The organism is Paraburkholderia ultramafica (assembly GCF_902859915.1).
Taxonomy (GTDB): domain Bacteria; phylum Pseudomonadota; class Gammaproteobacteria; order Burkholderiales; family Burkholderiaceae; genus Paraburkholderia; species Paraburkholderia ultramafica.
Genome location: NZ_CADIKK010000011.1, coordinates 149,254 through 163,266 on the forward strand (window position 1 = coordinate 149,254; position 14,013 = coordinate 163,266).

Here is a 14,013-nt window from a genome sequence, read left to right on the forward strand (position 1 = left end):
AAAAACGGAGACTGCCGTGGACCTGAAGCAATTGCGCTATTTCGTGGCGGTCGCCGAGGAGCTGCATTTCGGCCGCGCGGCCAAGCGGCTGTTCATTTCACAACCGGCCCTCAGCTTCGACATCCGCAAATTCGAGGAACAGCTCGGCGTGCAACTGCTCGCGCGCAGCAACAAGTCGGTCGCGCTGACCAACGCCGGCCAGGTGCTGCTCGGCGAAGCGCGCCGCCTGTTGTTGCAGGCGAGCGAAGCCGAGCGCATCACGGTGCGCTCCGCGCACGGCCTCGCCGGCCGCTTGCGGATCGGCTTCGTGAATTCGATGCTGTACCGTGGGATGCCGCGGGCGGTGAGCTGCTTCGAGGCCGACCATCCGGGCGTCGAAATCGTGCTCAAGGAGATGAATACCAGCGAGCAGGTGCATGCGATCCAGCGGATGCAGCTCGACATGGGCTGCGCGCATTGGGGCAATTTCCCGTCCGACGTGATTTCCACGCCGGTCTGTTCCGAGCCGTTCCTGTGCTGTCCGCCGGCCGATCATCGGCTCGCGCGCAAGCGCCGGGTCGATCTGCGCGCGCTCGCGCAGGAGCCGTTCATTCTGTTTCCGCGCACGGTGTCGCCGCATTATCACGATCTGATCATCGCGCAGTGCGTGGGTGCAGGCTTCAGTCCATTGATTCGCCATGAGGCGCGCTTGTGGCAGACCGTCGTCACGATGGTCGGCTTCGGCATGGGGGTCGCGCTGGTGCCGTATACATTGCGGCAGGTGCAGGACCCGCGGGTCTGCTTTTTGCCGCTGCTCGGCGAGACGCTGCTATCGCAGGTGCTGCTGTTGCGCAGGAGCGGTGACGCGGAGCCGGTCGCCGACCGCTTCGTCGAGTATCTCGTCGACGCCGCCGGCAAGTCCGGGAAAATGCCTCATTCGCCGCCGTCGCGGCGGCCGTCGTAGGCCGTCAGAAGCTTGTGGGCGATCATGTCCACCGCGGGCTTGACCAGCCCGTTCTTGTCGGTCCAGACCTTGGGCGTCAAGGTGCCGCTCAGCGCGACGCTGTCGGCGTCGCTCAATGCGAGCAGCGCGGTTTGCACGTCGTCGTCGAACGCAATCACGTTGACGAAGATCGTGTCGCCGTCGTTGGTGCCCGCCCGCACCTTGCAGGTCACGAAGCGCCTGCCGTTCTGCCCGGTGCGGATCTGCGCCTCGCCATACAACCGCCCGCCCACCAGTCCATCGATCATCGTGTTGCTCCTGTTATTGCGTCCCCAAGGGGATGTCCTTCAGGGCGTTCCGTGCAAAAAGCAGGATCGCCCAGCACGGTGCGCATGATCCCACGAGAAGGCGCGCGGTCCGCACAAAAAAACCGGTCACGCGTGAATCGGCCAGGTGGCGCTGGCTTATCGCTTGCGAATCAGCGGCTCATTACACGCCAATCACAACGCCCGTTACGCGCCAATCGTCAGGTCCACGCCGCGCACGAGACGCTTCGCCAGCCGGGGTTGCCGCAACTGTTCGAGCCACCATTGCAACGCGCGGCCCTCATGGTCGCCGCGCCACGCGACGTACAACACGTTCGGCTCGCGCGGATCGGCGGTCGTCTTCTCAACCAGTTCGCCCTGCTTCAGCAGCGATGCCACCCGCTGACGCGGCAGCCACCCCACACCCAGACCATCGCGCTGCGCGAGGATTTTTGCCCGCATGCCCGGCACGGCCAGCGACGCCTGTCCGCCGATCACGCCATAAGCGCGCCCTGCTGTCGTGCGCGACGAATCGGCGACCACCACCGCGCGATGTTCGAGTATCCGTTCGCGGCCGAGCGGCCCTTCGACACCTGCCAGCGGATGACGCGGCGACACCGCGAACACCCAGTCCATTACGCCGAGCTCGAACCAGCGCAGGCCGGGAATTGCCGGCGGCTCGTTGGTCGCGCCGACGATCAGATCCGCGCGGCCGTCGCGCAACGCCTCCCACGTGCCGCTCAGCACTTCGTGCGTGAAGCGCAGCTTGACGCCGGAGTTCAGCGCATCGAAGGCGCGCACCACCGGCATCAGCAGTTCGAATTCGAGGATCTCGTCCGTGACCACCCATAGCCGGTCCTCCCAGCCGCTCGCGATCTGCCGCACACGCTGCGTCATGCGCGCCATGTCGAGCATCAGACGCGCGGCTTCGTCGGCGAGGAGCTGGCCGGCAGGCGTCAGTTGCAGCCGGTAGCGGCGCCGGTCGAACAGCAACGCGTCGAAGCGCGTCTCGAGCTGCCGCGCGGCGTGCGAAACTGTGGACGGCGCCTTGCCGACGCGCGCCGCCGCGCGCGACAGGCTACCGGTTTCGCGAATCGCATCGAGTAAGGCCAGTTCGTCTTCCGACAACATGTTCCATTCCTTCGAACGAGTTCGACGAAAAGATGGTACGGCAAAGCGCCGGCATGAGTCCACTATAGCGATATCGCGGCGACGACCAGCCGTAAAGACAGCACGCCGCGCATTCGGAAAAGCCGCATGATCTTCATCAGGCACAGCCGGCCGGCTTGAACCCGCAGCGGGAACATTCATTGCGCCGCCGTCGCATGATCCGGCATGATCCGGCATGACACGACATGGCACGACGGCGCACGCACCAGGGAGCAACGACATGGGACTTCTAGTGGACGGTCAATGGCAGGACCGCTGGTACGACACGAAGTCGACCGGCGGGCGCTTCGTGCGCAAGGACGCGGCGTTTCGCAACTGGGTGACGCCGGACGGCGCGGCAGGTCCGAGCGGCGTCGGCGGCTTCGCGGCGCAAGCCGGGCGTTATCACCTGTATGTGAGCCTCGCGTGCCCGTGGGCGCATCGCACGCTGATCGTGCGGGCGCTCAAGGGTCTCGAAGCGATGATCGATGTGTCGGTCGTGCACTGGCTGATGCTGGAGAACGGCTGGACCTTCGCGGACGGCCCCGGCGTCGTGCCCGACAGCGTCAATCACGCAACGCTGCTGCACCAGCTCTACACGGGCGCCGATCCCCACTACAGCGGCCGCGTCACGGTGCCGATCCTGTGGGACAAGCAGCGCGCGACCATCGTCAACAACGAGTCGTCGGAAATCATCCGGATGCTGAACTCGGCGTTCGACGGCCTCGGCGCGAAGCCCGGCGATTTCTATCCGGCGCCGCTGCGCGCGCGGATCGATGCGATCAACGCGCGGGTCTACGACACGTTGAACAACGGCGTGTATAAAGCGGGCTTCGCCACCACCCAGCAGGCGTATGAGGAAGCCGTCACGCCGTTGTTCGAGACGCTCGACTGGCTCGACGCGCAACTCGCGACGCAGCGCTACCTGACCGGCGCGCAACTGACCGAAGCCGACATCCGGCTGTTCACCACGCTGATCCGTTTCGACGCGGTGTATGTCGGGCACTTCAAGTGCAATCTGCGCCGCATCGCCGATTATCCGAACCTGGCCGCTTACACGCGCGACATCTATCAACTGCCGGGCATCGCGCAGACGGTCGATTTCATGCACATCAAGCGGCATTACTACGAGAGCCATCGCAGCATCAATCCGACCGGCATCGTACCGCTCGGGCCGGTTCAGGATTTCTCCGCACCGCATGCTCGGGCGCGGCTTGGTGCGCCAGCGGTGGCGACGGCCGTTCGCTCGCAAGCGCAATTGCAGGTGGTGAAGGAGTGACGCTCATGCAGACAGCTTCTGTCGATCATCCGCCCGTGCTGGGTCTGCGCGTCAGCAACGTGGCGCTCGCCACCGGCGATCTGGAGGCGACGATCGCGGTCACGACAAGCCCTACGCCTTCTCCCCAGCCGCTTCAAAAATATCCCGCAGCCACTGCGCAAACACCCGCACCCGCGACGACAATTGACGGTTCTGCGGATACAACACCGAAACCGGCATCGGCGGTGGCGGAAAATCCGCGAGAATGATTTTCAGCCGCCCCGCCGCCAGTTCTCCCGCGACCCGGTACTGCGGCACCTGCACGATGCCGAGTCCTGCCAGCGCCGAACCGGCATAGAGATCGGCGCCGGTCACCGATACCGCGGATGGCAGAACCATCGCCGTGTCACGGCCATCGATGCGGAATTCGAGCGGCACCGGCTTGCCGGTTGCGCTCGACACGTAATTCACCGCCCGATGCCCGGACAACGCCGACGGATCGGCCGGCTCGCCATAGGCCGCGAGATACGCCGGACTCGCCACCGTGACTTGCGGCAGTTGCGCGACGCGCCGCCCCACCATCGACGAATCCTGCAGCGTCCCCGCGCGCAGCACGCAGTCGATCCCCTCCCGCACCAGATCGACGAGGCGGTCGTCCTCGCCGATCATCAGCTCGATCTCGGGAAACCGCGCGAGAAACGCCGGCAACGCCGGCACGACGAAGTGCCGCGCCAGCGTGCCCTGCAAATTCACCCGTAGCAGTCCCTTCGGCGCGAGGTTCGAAAACGAGCCCTCGGCCTCTTCCAGGTCGGCTATCAGCCGCACGCAGCGGCGGTAATACGCCTCGCCGTCGTGCGTGAGCCGCACCGTGCGCGTGGTGCGCTCCAGCAGCCGCGCGCCGAGTCGCTGCTCCATGCGCTTCATCAGGTTGGTGACGGTGGCGCGCGGAATCTGCAGGTCGTCGGACGCGCGCGTGAAACTCTGCCGCTCGGCGATTCGCACGAACACCCGCATTTCCTCGAAACGATCCATGGTCGACGCCTGGCGGCGGCTTACCCGCCCATTGTTAAAACAAATGGAATGATGATGGTCAGTCTAACCCGATTATCTAAGCGCGGAAAGCGTCCATGATTCGTCTCACCCACCCATCACACCGAAGGAAACGAATCATGAACATGCTCAACAACACACAAGTCGCTATCGTGACCGGCGCATCCCGTGGCATCGGCGCGGCAATCGCGCAACGTCTCGCGAAGGACGGCTTCGCGGTCGCCATCAACTATGCGTCCAGCTCGGCCGAAGCCGATGCGCTCGTCGCCGGACTCAAGGCCGCCGGCGCGAAAGCGATCGCGGTGAAAGCGGACGTGTCGAACGCCGACGACGTGCGCCGCATGTTCGAGAGCACCGAACAGCAACTCGGCAAGGTGGACGTGCTGGTCAACAACGCCGGCGTGCTCAAGACCGTGCCGCTCGCCGACACCAGCGACGCGCTGTACGACCAGACCTTCGACATCAACGTGCGCGGCACCTTCAACACGTTGCGCGAAGCGGCCACGCGGATGAACGACGGCGGACGCATCGTCAACTTTTCGAGCACCACGCTCGCGCTGAACCTGCCGGGCTACGCGATCTACAACGCGACCAAGGCGGCCGTCGAAGCGTTCACGCATGTATTCGCCAAGGAACTGCGCGGCCGCAACATCACCGTCAACGCGGTGGCGCCGGGCCCGATCGCAACGTCGCTGTTCCTCGACGGCAAGACCGAAGAGCAGATCCAGGCGTTCGCGAAGATGCCGCCGCTGCAACGCCTCGGCCAGCCGGACGATATCGCATCGGTGGTGGCGTTCCTCGCCGGCGCAGATGCGGGCTGGCTCAACGGTCAGATCCTGCGCGCGAACGGCGGCCTCGCTTAACGCGGCTCACGCGCTTCACGCCCTCAAGGTCATATCACTGTCATCGAATCGATTCGAATCGGAGCAAAAAATGCGCAAGAACGTCATCCTGGTCACCGGCGCCGGCACAGGCATCGGCAAACTCACCGCCCAAGCGTTGGCCGAAGCCGGCCACATCGTCTACGCGACGATGCGCGATGTCGAAGGACGCAACCAGCCGCGCGCCGACGCCATGCGCGCGCTCGCCGAATCAAAGGGCATCCAGCTGCACCCGCTCGAACTCGACGTGCTGTCGCAAGAGTCGGCCGACGCCGCCGCCGCGACGATCGTCCGCGAGCAGGGACGACTCGACGTGGTGATGCAGAACGCCGGGCATCTGGTAGTCGGCCCGACCGAAGCGTTCACGCCCGAAGAAATGATGAAGGTGTTCGACACCAACCTGCTCGGCGCTCAGCGCGTGAACCGTGCAGTGCTGCCCTACCTGCGCCAGCAGGAAGCCGGCTTGATGCTGTGGATCAGCAGCTCGACGACCAAAGGCGGCTTCCCGCCGTTCCTCGGCCCGTACGTCGCCGCAAAGGCCGCGATGGATTCGCTGGCGGTCACGCTGGCGTATGAGATCGCGCGCTTCGGCATCGAAACCTCGATCGTGGTGCCGGGCGCGTTCACGCGCGGCACCGAACACTTCCCGAACGCCGGCAAGCCCGCCGACACCGAACGCGTCGCTGCGTACGCACGCTATGACGGCGTGATGGATCGAATCGGCGAGCGCCTGTCCGGACTCACGCCGGAGGACGCCGATCCGCAAGCCGTCGCCGATGAAATCGTGCGGATCGTCACGCTGCCGCCGGGCGAACGGCCGATGCGCTCGGTGATCGACTTCGTCGGCGATGGCGCGCGTGAAGTGCTCGACGTTTCGGAGCGCGTGCGGATCGAATTCGCGAAGCGGATCGGCATCGGCGATTTGCTGGAAGCGCGAGTCAAACGTCACTCGTTGCGGGCAGCCGCGCACGTTCGACGTTCAACGTTCGACGCTTGAAGCGGGCACGCGCGCCTCGCTGCGTCCTTGGCGTTTGTATTTGGCCGGACCGTCTGGATCCGCATGTCATGAAACGACCGACTCTGATCGCTTGCGCGGCGCTGCTGCCGTTGCTCGCCGCCTGCGATACCCGGCAGCCGCCGCTCGACGCTTCGATCACCACGCGGAGCACGACCATGGAACCCACAGTCACCTACCTTCATCTGTTGAAGCACACGCCGTTCTTCACGAGCCTCACGACCGCGCAGTTGCGCTGGGTGATCGGCCACTCGCATGAATGGGAAGCCCGCGCCGGCACCGCAGTCGCGCAATGTGACGACGGCGCGACAGACAGGCAGGATCAAGCCATGTGGATTCTGCTGGACGGCGGCTGGCAAATCGAAGCCGCCGGCCACGCGTATCCGTCGGATCATGCGAGCGCGGGCAAGTGGTTCAGCGCGGCAGTGACAGAGCGGTCATGCCGCGTCGTCACCACCGAACACAGCTATGTGATGAAGATCGAACGCGCCGACTTCGACGCGATGCTCGCGCAAGGTTTTGCGTTCGGCCCGCATGTCGACGCAGGCCGCCGCTACTACAACGAGCTTTTCACCGCTGCGGCCGAACTCGCGAAATAACGTCCAGCCGGAGCGTGGCGCTTCGACGTAAAAAGCAGCGCGGCTTATACCACCTTCGGATTACGCTCCCCGAAAACTTCCTGATGCCAGTACGGATAAGCGGGACGCACGGCGCTCGCCGCGTCGAGTTTGGCAACCTGCTCGGGCGTCAGATTCCAGCCCACCGCGCCGAGGTTCTGCCGCAGTTGCTCCTCGTTGCGCGCGCCGATCAGCACCGTCGACACCGTCGGCCGTTGCAGCAGCCAGTTCAAGGCGATTTGCGGCACCGTCTTGCCGGTTTCGGCGGCGACCTCGTCGATCGCATCGAGCACGCGGAACAGATACTCGTCCGGCACCGGCGGGCCCATGTCGGCGGTCTTGTGCAGGCGGCTCGAATCGGGCAACGGCTGGCCGCGTTTGAGCTTGCCGGTCAGACGCCCCCAGCCGAGCGGACTCCACACCACCGCGCCGACACCCTGGTCGATGCCGAGCGGCATCAGCTCCCACTCGTAGTCGCGGCCGACCAGCGAGTAGTAGGTCTGATTTGCGACATAACGCGGATAGCCGTAGCGGTCCGCGACGTCCTGCGACTTCATTAGATGCCAGCCGGAGAAATTCGACACGCCGGTGTAGCGGATCTTGCCGGCGCGCACGAGATCGTCGAGTGTCGACATCACTTCGGCGATCGGCGTTCTGGCATCGAAGCCGTGCAACTGGAACAGGTCGATGTAATCGGTCTGCAAGCGCTTGAGCGCCGCGTCCACCGCCTGGGTCAGATGGAAGCGCGACGAGCCGACGCTGTTCGGGCCGTCGTCGAAACGGAAGGTCGCCTTGGTCGAGATGATCGCTTTGTCGCGCTTGCCCTTGAGCGCTTCACCGAGCACCGACTCGGACGCACCGCTCGAATAGATGTCCGCGCTGTCGAACATGGTGACGCCCGCATCGAAGCAGATGTCGAGCAGGCGGCGCGCTTCGGCGACGTCGGTGGCGCCCCACGCCTGGAAAAACTCGCCCTTGCCGCCAAACGTGCCCGTGCCGAAACTCAGCACCGGCACCTTGAAACCGGATGCACCCAGATGTCTGTATTCCATTGATGAATCTCCGTGGCCTAGCCGTCGATAAACGGACGTTCAGTCTACGCGCGTCTGGGCAAGCGCGTCGGCGGGCGTGTCGGGGATTGTCGCGGGCGGTTGGGTTGGTGAGCGGCGTGCGCTGCGTAGGGACAGCCGGCGAATCATCGCCGGAGCGCCTTCTCGAGCACAAACGGCATGTTTCTACGCGCTAGCCGCCGATCACGCGCTCAACGCGGCCAGCGCCTCGCGCGTGGCCTGCATCACGCTCTCCCAGTCGCCCAGCGCGGGCTGCCTGAACAACCTCGCGCTCGGATACCAGGGCGTGTCGCTGCGCTCCAGCAACCAGCGCCAGCAACTGTCGAAGCGGTTCAGAATCCAGACCGGCTTGTCCAGCGCGCCGGCCAGATGCGCGGTGGATGTGTCCACCGAAATCACCAGATCCAGGTTGGCGACCAGCGCCGCGGTGTCGGCAAAATCGTGCAGCTCTTCCGTGTAGTCGACGACGCGCCCGCGCAGCTCGCTACCCGGCAGTTGCGACGCCGCCGCGCCCTTTTGCAGGCTGAAGAAGCGCACGTTCGGCACATCGAGAAGCGGCGCGAACCGCTCGAACGCGATCGAGCGGCGCCCATCGATCTTGCGCAGTTCCGCGACGTGCGAGCGGTTTTCTCCCGCCCACACCAGGCCTACTTTGAGGCGGCGATCCGCTTGCGCGTGCGCTGGCGTCTGCGCCGGTGCGTCGATACGCTCGCGCCATCCGCGCGCGGCCTCGGCGTCCGCGAAAAGATAGGGCGTCACCGATGGAATACTGGCCTCGTCGGTTCTGAACGCGAGCGGCAGACTCATCAGCGGACAGTGGCAATCGAACGGCGGCAACGGTTGCCCCGCTTCGATCAACTGGTCGACGCCGTCGAGCGTGGCCATCAGCCGCAGCAACGGCGACGGCACTTCGAACACGACCTTCGCGCCCAGCTTCGACAGCAGCGCGGCATAGCGGCAAAACTGCAGCGTGTCGCCGAGACCCTGCTCCACGTGCAGCAGAATCGTCTTGCCTTCGATCGAAACATCGCCGAGCCAGAGCGGCTGCGCGAAACTGCGCTTGCCCGCCTTGATCCGGGCACGCTCCCACCGCCGTTCGTATTGCTGCCAGCCGGCTTCGAACTGACCCGTTTGCAGCAGACACAGCGACTGGTTCCAGTGCGTTTCCACCGACGCGGGATTGATTGCCAATGCGCGCTCGTAACTCGACAGCGCTTGCGTGTGCTGATTGAGGTCGATCTGCGTGAGGCCGAGATTGCTCCAGGCCTCGGCGAACGCCGGGGCCAATTCCAGTGCGCGCCGGTAGCTGCGCTCGGCATCCTGCGGCTGGTTCATGTCGCTGAGCACATTGCCGCGATTGCTCCACGCAGCGGCATAGTTCGGCTGCAACGCGAGCGCGTGATCGAAGCTCGCGAGCGCCTCGTCGGCGCGGCCCATGTCGCGCAGCAAGCAGCCGCGATTGTTCCAGCACGTCGCGAACTCCGGCACTAGCACGATGGCGCGATCGAAACAGGCGAGCGCATCGAGCGGCCGGTGCAGATTAGCAAGCGAATTGCCGCGATTGTTCAGCGCGTCGGGGAAGTTCGGCTGCAGCGCGAGCGCACGATCGGCGCTCGCGAGGCCTTCACCGTAGCGCTGCAACTCGTTGAGCGCGCTGGCCAGGTTCGAATGAACCGGCGCCTGTTTCGCGTTGACGGTCAGCGCCTTCCTGAGCAGATCGACGCCTTCTTGCAGACGGCCCGTTTGCAGCGCGAGCTCGCCGAGCAATTTCAACGCGTCGAAATGGCGGGGCTTGAGTTCGAGAATCTCGCGATAGAGTTCTTCGGCCTCGACGATCGCGCCGTTCTGCTGAAGCGCGATGGCTTGCCGAAGCATGTAGTCCAACTGTTGCGGCAGATTGCCGGGCTTGCTCATACGGTCAGCTTTGATGGAATGCGCGAGAAATCGCCGGTGCGCTTTTGACACGCATGCGTCGTGCGGGACGCCGCGCGGTGAGCGCGAAAAGAAAACCGCGATTATCGCCGAAAAGCACCGATTCGAACGACTGCCGGCCTGCGCGTGAAGGCGGTGTGGGTTGCTGCCCACCTTGGCGCGCGCCGGGCATTCAAGCTGCCCGGCGCCGCGCATCAGGCATCACGCATGACGCATGACGCGTCACGCCGCAACGTGACACGCGTAAAACGCCTTACTGCGACAGATGCTTGCGCCTGGCAAGATCCTGCGCCATCGCATAGTGCTCCTGGATGGTCGGCAAGGCCTTCTTTGCCGCGTCCTTCAACTGCTCGTCGCGGCCCGACGCGATTTCCGCCTGGAATGCCGACAACGCCTTCTGTTCACCGGCGAGCGCAACCTGTTCGATATACGTCTTGTCGAACTCGGCACCGCGCAGATTGTTGATGCTCGCGAGCACCGCGGTGTCCGGATCGTTCTTCGGCACGTCGACACCACGCGGGCTCGCCGCGCGCAGCGCGTCCGAGATTTTCGCGTTATCGCTCGACACGCGTTCGGCAAACGCCTTCACGTCGCGATCGGTGGAACGCGACGTGGCGATGCGCGCGGCGTCGCGTTGCGTCGCGACGGCCTTGGTGCCGTCCGCGATGAACGCCTGGTCGGCGGCATGCAGCCGGCCGGCGGCCGGTGCGGCTGGGGTGGTCTGAGCGCTGGCCGCGGTGGCGACAACCAGAAGACCGGTCAGGCAGGCACTGGTGAGGGTGGCGAGAGGCAAGCGGATCATACGTTCTCCTTGAGGTGGAAACGAAACAACAGCGATGCGTGTGCGCGTCGAACATCGCGCTGCGCAAAACCTTGCAGCCGGCTTGCGCGCCGCTGACGGGGCCACGCTTTTATCGCTGTCGATTCTAGGAGGCGCATTACGGACCATGTGAAACGGTACTGTCGCTTGTGTAACCTTAGGTAAGCTTCATATCAATGCCTTGACATGGTGGTATTGCGGAGGTTCTCCCGCAAGTTGCATAAGCACCCGGCAGTGCGAGCGCACTGAATCGTCGGCGGCGCGAGCGATTCTACGTTCGTTTCGCCGCTCGAACCAGGCCGCCGTCCGTCGTTACGCTGCATCGAGCGCATCGTGAAGATGCTCGGCCAGGTAGTCGATCAACGCCCTCACCTTCGGCGGCAAAAAACGGTTCGGCGGATACAGCAGCCACACCGACCCCTCGTACGCGCGCGCCGCGAGGCGCCAGTCCGGCAGCACCTGCACCAGTTCGCCGCTCTGCAACGCGTGAGCGGCGGCAAACTCCGGCACGCTCGCGATGCCGAAATCCTGCTGCGCGGCTTCGAGCCGCGCGTCCGCATGATTGGCGATGTAGCGCCCTTTCACGTCGACGCTTTGCGTCTCCGCGCCGCGGCGAAAGCGCCAGCGGTTGTCGTCGGCGGTTTCGCCGAGATAAATGCACGCGTGCTTCAGCAGATCGCGCGGCGTTGCCGGCGTGCCGCGCTCGCGCAAATACGCCGGCGACGCCACCAGCAGCCAGCGCACCGCGCCGAGCCGGCGGCCCGCCAGACCTTGCGGCGGATGCTCGGTCAAGCGGATCACCAGATCGACGTCGTCGGCGAGCGGATCGACGTCGTGGTCGGTGAACAGGAGTTGCAGGTCCACTTCGTCATAAGCGCGCAGGAAGCCGGCGATCAGCGGATGAATCACGGTCTTCGCGAACTGGGTCGGCGCGCTCACGCTCACCTTGCCTTGCGGCCGCGCCGCCAGTTGCCCGGCGGCGTCGACCGCGCCCGACGCGGCGCTCACCATGTCGCGACAGAATCGCGCCACCTGGGCACCCGATTCGGTGACCCGCACCGCGCGGGTGGACCGTTCGAGCAGACGGGTTGCGAGCGCGTCTTCGAGCCGCTTGATCTGCCGGCTGACCGTGGACGGCGTGCTGCCCAGTTGACGCGCGGCCAGCGAAAAATTGCCGGCATCGACGACGCGCGCGAACACCGCCATGTCCGGCAACAGCGCGAAAAGCTCGGTTGGGGTCATCGTGGCAGGCTCGCGGGCAGGTGGTCAATTAATGCAAACGCGACATAAAAGCTGTGCGCGGCGACCCGATTATCTTCTCCCGCGCAAAGTTCGACAATACGCGCTCCACTGCTCGAGGTCCGCCATGTCGAAACAAGAACGTCTGCTTCTGCTGTCCGATCTGATGCTGCTCGCGGTCGCGGTCGTGTGGGGTACCAGTTACGGCGTCGTCAAGAGCGCGCTGGTGTTCTATCCGGTGCTGGGTTTGCTGGCGCTGCGCTTCGGCGTCACGTTCGTGATCCTGTCGCCCGCATTGCGCCACCTGCGCGCCGCCGACGCCCGCACGCTGCGCGGCGTGCTGAGCGCCGGCATGCTGCTGCTGGGCATCTTCCTGTGCGAAACCTTCGGCATCCTGATGACGCGCGCGGCCAACGCCGCGTTTCTGATCAGCCTGTGCGTGGTGTTGACGCCGCTCGTCGAATGGCTGCTGCTCCAGCGCAGGCCGAGCCGCGTCGAATCGGCGGCGGTGGCGCTGTCGCTGCTGGGCGCGTGGCTGCTGGCCGGCGACGGCGCGCTGAGCTTCAATCCCGGCGATGCGCTGATCCTGCTCGCGGCTTTGCTGCGCGCGTTGACCGTGTGCGTGACCAAACGCGTGATGCGCGATTCGGCGCTGCCGCCGTTGTCGGTGACCGCGGTTCAGTCGGGTGTGGTGGCGTTCGGCAGCGCGGCGGCGGCGTGGCTGTTTGCGCCGCAACAGTGGCAAGCGCTGCCGACGCTGACCGGCCACGCGACGTTCTGGGTCTACGTCGCGTATCTGGTGCTGGCGTGCACGCTGTTCGCGTTCTTCGCGCAGAACTTCGCGATCAAACGCAGCAGCCCGACGCGCGTGTCGCTGCTGATGGGCAGCGAGCCGGCGTTCGGCGCGCTGTTCGCCTGCCTCTGGCTAGGCGAACGGATTTCGGCGACCGCGTGGGTCGGCGGCGCGCTGATCGTCGCCGCGTCGATTCTGGCGACGGTGCGCTGGACCGCATGGCGAACCAGCGCTGCGCGGGCTTGAAGCACAGCCCGCACGAACGCCACACATCGGTCGATCAACGGCGCGCGACGACGCGCCGCCGGCACGCCCGACTCGAATTCGCCGAGTTGATTCGATGTCCCGATGAAAAGCGAATTGACCGCACTGACGCGCCCCAGCATGTCATCCGGCTTGCGCAGTTGCACGAGCGACAGACGCACCACCACGTTGATGGTGTCCGATGCGCCCAGCACCATCAAAGCGAACAGCAACACGAGGAACTGATGTGACAGACCGAACACCACCGTGGCCAGGCCGAACGCGATCACGCCGCCGAACATCGCCGCGCCGGGCCGGTTGCGCAACGGGAAATGCGCAAGCCAGATGGTGCCCGCGAGCGCGCCGATCGCGGTGCCCGAGCGCAACAGGCCGAGACCGAGCGGACCGGCGTGCAGCACGTCGCGCGCAAAGCGTTGGAATGGGAAGTGTTTCGGCAGGCTGAAGGTTGGGGAGTCGGTGGGATCGGCGGGATCTGGGGACATCGGTGTGTTGTTCGCCATACATGGCTGGCTTGGGCGGCAGGTAGTTTAGAGCAGGATGACCGGGCTCGCTTGTGGTCAGTATGGCGGCGCTCGCCCGTAGCTCGCAAGTGCGTCTAAGATGGGACATATCTGGTCACCGACCTTCGTGAAAGATAATGCCGCGCGCCGACGGCTGTCGCTACCGTTTGCGATCGGACCATCCAGCGGTTACCCGAC

At 65.2% G+C, this 14,013-nt stretch carries 13 protein-coding genes and 1 pseudogene; 6 read left to right on the forward strand and 8 right to left on the reverse strand.

Features of this window, described 5'->3' with window-relative positions; translation table 11 throughout:
* The first annotated feature begins 16 nt into the window (after positions 1-16).
* A complete protein-coding gene (locus HV744_RS13865; protein WP_175150060.1) occupies positions 17-943 on the forward strand; it encodes a LysR family transcriptional regulator in 927 nt (308 codons plus the stop codon).
* Here the strand turns inward: HV744_RS13865 and HV744_RS13870 are convergent.
* Both HV744_RS13870 and HV744_RS13875 read right to left on the reverse strand, forming a co-directional pair.
* A complete protein-coding gene (locus HV744_RS13870) occupies positions 913-1,230 on the reverse strand; it encodes a single-stranded DNA-binding protein (protein ID WP_175150061.1) in 318 nt (105 codons plus the stop codon). The two genes, HV744_RS13865 and HV744_RS13870, sit on opposite strands and share 31 nt — an antisense overlap.
* Before the next feature lie 204 nt (positions 1,231-1,434).
* Positions 1,435-2,358, reverse strand: a complete 924-nt coding sequence (locus HV744_RS13875) for a LysR family transcriptional regulator (RefSeq protein WP_175150062.1) — start codon at positions 2,356-2,358, stop codon at positions 1,435-1,437.
* A 259-nt stretch (positions 2,359-2,617) separates the two neighbouring features.
* Between HV744_RS13875 and HV744_RS13880 the strand changes: the two genes are divergently transcribed.
* Complete coding sequence (locus HV744_RS13880; RefSeq protein ID WP_175150063.1) at positions 2,618-3,655, forward strand: glutathione S-transferase family protein; 1,038 nt, start codon at positions 2,618-2,620, stop codon at positions 3,653-3,655.
* A 111-nt stretch (positions 3,656-3,766) separates the two neighbouring features.
* On the opposite strand, the gene HV744_RS13885 is transcribed toward HV744_RS13880, so the two are convergent.
* Complete coding sequence (locus HV744_RS13885; protein ID WP_175150064.1) at positions 3,767-4,666, reverse strand: LysR family transcriptional regulator; 900 nt, start codon at positions 4,664-4,666, stop codon at positions 3,767-3,769.
* 137 nt (positions 4,667-4,803) lie between these two features.
* On the opposite strand from HV744_RS13885, the gene HV744_RS13890 reads away from it, so the two are divergent.
* The 3 genes from HV744_RS13890 to HV744_RS13900 all read left to right on the forward strand — a co-directional run bounded on the left by HV744_RS13890 (position 4,804) and on the right by HV744_RS13900 (position 7,179).
* Positions 4,804-5,547, forward strand: a complete 744-nt coding sequence (locus HV744_RS13890; protein WP_175150065.1) for an SDR family oxidoreductase — start codon at positions 4,804-4,806, stop codon at positions 5,545-5,547.
* Between the two features lie 70 nt (positions 5,548-5,617).
* Positions 5,618-6,562 (forward strand): SDR family oxidoreductase, encoded by a 945-nt coding sequence (locus HV744_RS13895; protein ID WP_175150066.1) that lies wholly within the window; start codon positions 5,618-5,620, stop codon positions 6,560-6,562.
* A 68-nt stretch (positions 6,563-6,630) separates the two neighbouring features.
* A complete protein-coding gene (locus HV744_RS13900; RefSeq protein ID WP_175150067.1) occupies positions 6,631-7,179 on the forward strand; it encodes a cyclic nucleotide-binding domain-containing protein in 549 nt (182 codons plus the stop codon).
* A gap of 44 nt (positions 7,180-7,223) precedes the next feature.
* On the opposite strand, the gene HV744_RS13905 is transcribed toward HV744_RS13900, so the two are convergent.
* The 4 genes from HV744_RS13905 to HV744_RS13920 form a co-directional block, all read right to left on the reverse strand.
* A complete protein-coding gene (locus HV744_RS13905) occupies positions 7,224-8,249 on the reverse strand; it encodes an aldo/keto reductase (protein WP_175150068.1) in 1,026 nt (341 codons plus the stop codon).
* A gap of 201 nt (positions 8,250-8,450) precedes the next feature.
* Entirely contained in the window at positions 8,451-10,181 is a 1,731-nt protein-coding gene (locus HV744_RS13910) for a tetratricopeptide repeat protein (RefSeq protein WP_175150069.1), read from the reverse strand.
* A gap of 271 nt (positions 10,182-10,452) precedes the next feature.
* The gene (locus tag HV744_RS13915; protein WP_175150070.1) at positions 10,453-11,001 is read right to left on the reverse strand and encodes a DUF4142 domain-containing protein; all 549 of its coding nucleotides are present in this window, start codon (positions 10,999-11,001) and stop codon (positions 10,453-10,455) included.
* A gap of 330 nt (positions 11,002-11,331) precedes the next feature.
* Positions 11,332-12,261: a LysR family transcriptional regulator gene (locus HV744_RS13920; RefSeq protein ID WP_175150071.1), complete on the reverse strand. Its 930-nt coding sequence runs from the start codon at positions 12,259-12,261 to the stop codon at positions 11,332-11,334.
* A 124-nt stretch (positions 12,262-12,385) separates the two neighbouring features.
* On the opposite strand from HV744_RS13920, the gene HV744_RS13925 reads away from it, so the two are divergent.
* Complete coding sequence (locus HV744_RS13925) at positions 12,386-13,297, forward strand: DMT family transporter (RefSeq protein WP_175150072.1); 912 nt, start codon at positions 12,386-12,388, stop codon at positions 13,295-13,297.
* Positions 13,298-13,353: 56 nt separating this feature from the next.
* Here the strand turns inward: HV744_RS13925 and HV744_RS13930 are convergent.
* Positions 13,354-13,725: pseudogene (locus tag HV744_RS13930) on the reverse strand (MFS transporter); the annotation flags it as partial.
* Positions 13,726-14,013: the final 288 nt, after the last annotated feature.

Excerpts from the sequence above, each read along its gene's own strand:
- HV744_RS13900 (WP_175150067.1), top strand. The coding sequence starts at position 6,631 with ATGAAACGACCGACTCTGATCGCTTGCGCGGCGCTGCTGCCGTTGCTC.
- HV744_RS13890 (WP_175150065.1), top strand. The coding sequence starts at position 4,804 with ATGAACATGCTCAACAACACACAAGTCGCTATCGTGACCGGCGCATCC.
- HV744_RS13870 (WP_175150061.1), bottom strand. The coding sequence starts at position 1,230 with ATGATCGATGGACTGGTGGGCGGGCGGTTGTATGGCGAGGCGCAGATC.
- HV744_RS13910 (WP_175150069.1), bottom strand. The coding sequence starts at position 10,181 with ATGAGCAAGCCCGGCAATCTGCCGCAACAGTTGGACTACATGCTTCGG.
- HV744_RS13920 (WP_175150071.1), bottom strand. The coding sequence starts at position 12,261 with ATGACCCCAACCGAGCTTTTCGCGCTGTTGCCGGACATGGCGGTGTTC.
- HV744_RS13885 (WP_175150064.1), bottom strand. The coding sequence starts at position 4,666 with ATGGATCGTTTCGAGGAAATGCGGGTGTTCGTGCGAATCGCCGAGCGG.
- HV744_RS13880 (WP_175150063.1), top strand. The coding sequence starts at position 2,618 with ATGGGACTTCTAGTGGACGGTCAATGGCAGGACCGCTGGTACGACACG.
- HV744_RS13905 (WP_175150068.1), bottom strand. The coding sequence starts at position 8,249 with ATGGAATACAGACATCTGGGTGCATCCGGTTTCAAGGTGCCGGTGCTG.
- HV744_RS13925 (WP_175150072.1), top strand. The coding sequence starts at position 12,386 with ATGTCGAAACAAGAACGTCTGCTTCTGCTGTCCGATCTGATGCTGCTC.
- HV744_RS13875 (WP_175150062.1), bottom strand. The coding sequence starts at position 2,358 with ATGTTGTCGGAAGACGAACTGGCCTTACTCGATGCGATTCGCGAAACC.
- HV744_RS13895 (WP_175150066.1), top strand. The coding sequence starts at position 5,618 with ATGCGCAAGAACGTCATCCTGGTCACCGGCGCCGGCACAGGCATCGGC.
- HV744_RS13915 (WP_175150070.1), bottom strand. The coding sequence starts at position 11,001 with ATGATCCGCTTGCCTCTCGCCACCCTCACCAGTGCCTGCCTGACCGGT.